Origin of the sequence: Pedobacter sp., assembly GCF_035566355.1 — a bacterium.
In the GTDB taxonomy this organism is placed as follows: Bacteria; Bacteroidota; Bacteroidia; order Sphingobacteriales; family Sphingobacteriaceae; genus Pedobacter.
Map to the genome: position 1 here is coordinate 1 of NZ_DATMRL010000617.1, position 4,896 is coordinate 4,896.

Genomic DNA, 4,896 nt, shown 5'->3' on the forward strand with positions numbered 1-4,896 from the left:
AGTCTGTTTTTTACACCACCTAAGAGTGTGTATGATTTTACCATTAAAACTATCGATGGGAAAGAGGTTAAACTGTCTAAGTTTAAGGGCAAAAAAATTCTGATTGTAAACACAGCTTCCAAGTGTGGATTTACACCGCAATATGAAGCTCTGGAAAAATTGCATAAAGAATATGGAGATAAAGTTGTCCTGATTGGGTTTCCGGCAGGAAATTTTGGAGGACAGGAATTGGCCACCAACGCTGCTATCCAGGATTTCTGCAAAAAGAATTTTGGGGTTACATTTTTATTGAGCGAGAAAGTAAGTGTTAAAGGGGCAGATATCAATCCTTTATTCCAGTATTTAACTACTCAAAGTAATCCTGATTTTACTGGCGACATCAATTGGAATTTTGAAAAATTCCTGATTAATGAAAAAGGGGAGCTGGTACATCGCTTCAGATCTAAAGTTACCCCATTAGATCCGCAAATCACTAAGAATTTTTAAGCAATTTTCGGTCTAATTACCTAAATAAGAGCAGGGTATCCATGAGAGTGGGTGCCCTATTTCTTTTAAAAAGGAGGCTAAATGAAAACGGAGCCAAGATCTTGCGATCTGGCCCCGTATCATAAATTAACGCTCTCGGTACAAATGTAGAAAAAAAATGGAATAGATTATTCATTGAAATGTTTTTTTTGAAGGACGTTGCAGAAATTTTTTAATAGAAAGATATAAAGTCCCGGAACTGGTTATTGGGTCACCTAAAGAACATGGGATTCTAGAGTTAATGTTACTTTGGCAAGGCGTGGATTGCTGCAGATAAGGCGAGTATATAAGCCATACTGTCATTACTTTTTAAATGCGCTTTTATAGTTTTTGTAGCCCTGGTGATGTGGGTATTGATCGTTACAACAGAAATACCAAGTATTTTGCTTACCTCTTCATAAGATTTACCTTCTATTTTACAGAGTGTAAAGACTTGTTTCTGCTGATGAGGTAATTTCTCTATAGCAGCGTGAATTTTTGCTTCAGCTTCTCTTTTGAATATGTTCTCCTCAGTATGACTGTACAATTCAGAACTTATAGCAGAAAACTCTCCCTTCAGTCGTGCCTCGCGGGTCAATTTCCTAAAATGATCGTAAACGATTCTTTCTGCAATTTTATAAAGGTAAGCCTTAAAAGATTGCTGGGGATCTACTAAGCTCCGTTTTTCCCATATTTTGACAAATAAATCCTGGAGGAGTTCTTCTGCAATGGATTCTTCATGTACCATTTGAACCAGTTTTCTATAGAGTTGCAGGCTATACTTATCATAGAAATATTTAAAAGCAGCTTGATTTCCATCCTTTAATTTTGCCAGGATTGAGTTTTCATCTATAAGAAGAATTGCTGGTTTATTCAATTTCGTTGGGTATAAGATCAATCGTAAATTAAAGACAAATGACCCGACCTGGGTAAGTCAATATCAGTTATCTGATCACGAATGTATTCAAAAAAAACTTGAACATTGAAGAACTGAGCTCAATAAATTTATTTTATTTCTTGCTGTAATTGGTCGAGGTTTTTCAAACGTATTAACCATAAAAAGAACTCGTGAACAGACCACAACTTTTGATCTTATACCAAAAGCTTATAAAAAATAAACTTACCCTTGGAGAGTTGGATTGGCTTATTCAATATTTTGAGACGGCCGAGCGGGAAGAGTTATATGGATTGATCCGTACTGAACTTGAGCTAAGGGAAGAAGATGCTCCGGTTACTTCAAAAGAAGAACTCACTCTCTTACGGATATTTGATCAAATAGAGCAAAAGATAGGGGAGTCGGGTCAGCAGGTGGAGAAAAAAAGACGAAATATTAGCCTATTTCACAAAGAAGTAATTTATCGTATGGCTATTGCTGCCACACTGTTTCTTGTTTTTGGCGGGGGGGTATATTACATCTTGAAGAGAAATATTTCTGAGAATATTGTTAGCCGGAACTATGCAAAGGAAATTTTACCCGGCAAATCAACAGCTACTTTGACCCTTGCCAGCGGTCAGAAAATTATCTTGTCTGAATCATTAAAAGGTAAACTTGGACAAGAATCAGGTGTAGTCATCTCAAAAACAGCGGAAGGAGAAATTGTTTATCAGGTCAAGGGAGAACAAACGGGTTCCTCCAATCAGCTGAATACACTTTCTACTGCAAAGGGAGAACATTATCAGATCATTTTACCTGATGGCTCAAAGGTATGGTTAAATGCCGCATCTTCTATAACTTATCCGGTGAGTTTCATTAAACAACAGGAGAGGTGCGTAAAATTAGCCGGAGAAGCTTATTTTGAGGTGGCTAAAGATAAAGAGCATCCCTTCATTGTAAAAACCCATAAACAAGAAATTAAAGTGCTGGGGACACATTTTAATGTCAGTGCTTATGAAGACGAAGCTATAACAAGGACAACTCTGTTAGAAGGTTCAGTTCGCATTTTGTCAGAACACAGGATTTCATCATCTAAACAGCCCTCAGTGGTTCTGAAACCAGGAGAACAGGCGGTTCTTACCGGACAATCATTTAGCATAAATCAGGTAGATACGGAAGAATCAGTGGCCTGGAAAAATGGCTATTTCAGGTTTAACAAGGAGAATATCATAAGCGTAATGCGCAAGCTCTCTCGCTGGTACAACATTGACGTCATTTATGAGGGGCCTGTTTCGACAGAAGAGTTTAGCGGAACAGCATCCAGTACTAAACCAATAGAACAGGTACTTCATATGCTTCAATACTCTAATTCAGTTCATTTTAAAGTTGAAGGAAGGAGGGTTACTGTAACGAAATAGATTTCTTACCGGGTAATCCAAATAGAAAAAGCCACTCCGATTGGCGTCGGAATGACTTTTAGATCTGGATCTACTTCATAATTTAAAACTATCAACTAACCGCTAATGGCCTGTACCATCTTCGAAAATGAAGGCCTTAGCATAAACCAGACCAAACAAATGTACAATTTTTACAAACAAAAAATATGTACGCCACCAGCGTATGTAAGTAAATTACTGTTGATTATGCGGCTAACCACCCTTATTTTGATCACAGCCATCATGCAGGTCAGTGCAGGGTCTTTTGCACAAAGTATTACCCTGTCTGAAAAAAACGCTCCGATGATGAAGGTTTTTGAAAAGATCCGTCAGCAAAGTGGTTATGATTTTATTGTTACGGGTTCTATTTTAAAAAACACCAGGCCCGTGAACATTGAAGTTAAAAATATGCAGCTCCGGGAAGTGTTGGGGAAGGTGTTTGAAAACCAGTCCCTTGAATATACGATAGACCACAAATCTGTGTTGATTAGGGAAAAGCCGAAATCTTTCCTGGATCGGCTGGTAGACAGGTTTCAGACTTTTGATGTGTATGGGAAAGTTTTTGATGAAGAAGCAAATGTAATTCCGGGAGCTACTGTGAAAATAAAAGGGACTTCGAAATCGGTGATTACCCGGTCGGACGGCGTATTTACATTTTCTGACGTCAATGAAGATGCTGTGCTGGTCATCTCCTATGTAGGATATAACCACCAGGAGATTCCAGTAAAGGGACGAAAAATGCCATTGAAGGTGATCCTGGAAGTGGCTAAAAGTGACCTGCAGGAGGTAAATGTAACTTATAGCACAGGTTATCAAAATATCCCTAAAGATAGGGCAACAGGCGCATTCGATGTGATCTCAGGAGAGCAAATTGGTAAAAAGGTAGCCCCTGGTTTATTAGAACGCCTGGAAGGATCAGCATCTGGAATGCTGGTGAATGTAGGAACTCCAGACAGAAGCCTTAGCCCAAACAGGGATAATTTTACGATTAGGGGCACATCTACCATTAATTCGGAAAAAAAACCCTTGATCGTCCTTGACGGCTTTCCTACAGAGCTTGATCTTGTTAACATCAACCCGGATAACATAGAAAGCATAACCATTTTAAAAGATGCCGCTGCCGCAAGTATATGGGGAGTTAGGGCCGCGAATGGAGTAATCGTGATTGAATCTAAAAAGGGAAGTTTTTCAAACAGTCCGCAAGTTAATTTCTCCAGTGTTTTTACTTTGATCGGCCGGCCGAGACTGGACTATAGAAAGGTGCTCAATTCTGCGCAATACTTAGACCTGGAAAAAGAGCTGGTAGACAAAAATATATTACCCGGACAGAAGTCTGCATTCTCTCTTTATCCACTGCCCTTAAGTACTGGAGCAGAGCTTTATTTAAAATATAAACGCGGTTCTATTACACAGCAGCAATATAATGATCAGGTACAACGATTAAGTCAAACTGATGTGAATGAGCAGTATCAGCGGTATCTTTTACAATCTCCATTTTCGCAGCAGTACAACATAAATATCAGCGGTGGTTCCGCTGTTACCCGCAGTTACCTTTCCGCTTCTTATACCGATGAACGTACCAATAATAGAGGTGATTTTGGAAGCAGAATGGTTATCAATTTTAGCAATGAGACTAAAATTACACCCAAGCTAACGTTTTCAGCCGAGACCTTTGTAACCTTGTTGAAACAGAAAAATAATGGCATTGGATTAGGTGCCAATCAGCCTGGAACAACTGCGTTGTTGCCTTATGATCAGATTGTTAATGCAAATGGGATGTCTAATAATTTTTCCTACAAAGCTAAAGTACAAACGCTGGATTCCCTCCAAAACAAAGGATATCTTCCGTGGAAGTACAATTATATTGATGAACTGGCGAATGCGGATAATACCTACAGGTCTCTGGCCTATAGATTAACTGCTGGCTTAAATTATAAATTTAAATCCTGGGTGAGCGCTGACGTTAAATTTATGACAGAGCGGGAATTTGATAAGACCAGAAATTATTACAATCCAGACACTTACCTGGCAAGAAATATCATCAATACCTATACGGTTGCAAGTACGCATGTAAAAGGGATT

General features: G+C 38.8%; 4 protein-coding genes. 3 read left to right on the plus strand and 1 reads right to left on the minus strand.

The window, feature by feature from the left end:
• A partial coding sequence (locus VNZ46_RS24180; protein WP_325563419.1) for a glutathione peroxidase occupies positions 1 to 486 on the plus strand: 486 nt, incomplete at its 5' end.
• Between the two features lie 283 nt (positions 487 to 769).
• Here VNZ46_RS24180 and VNZ46_RS24185 read toward each other — a convergent pair.
• Positions 770 to 1,381 (minus strand): RNA polymerase sigma-70 factor, encoded by a 612-nt coding sequence (locus VNZ46_RS24185; protein ID WP_325563421.1) that lies wholly within the window; start codon positions 1,379 to 1,381, stop codon positions 770 to 772.
• Between the two features lie 191 nt (positions 1,382 to 1,572).
• On the opposite strand from VNZ46_RS24185, the gene VNZ46_RS24190 reads away from it, so the two are divergent.
• Positions 1,573 to 2,796 carry a FecR family protein gene (locus tag VNZ46_RS24190; protein WP_325563423.1) on the plus strand — a complete coding sequence of 408 codons (1,224 nt, stop codon included), beginning with the start codon at positions 1,573 to 1,575 and terminating at the stop codon, positions 2,794 to 2,796.
• 105 nt (positions 2,797 to 2,901) lie between these two features.
• Positions 2,902 to 4,896, plus strand: a 1,995-nt coding sequence (locus VNZ46_RS24195) for a SusC/RagA family TonB-linked outer membrane protein (protein WP_325563425.1), incomplete at its 3' end; no start/stop codon positions are given.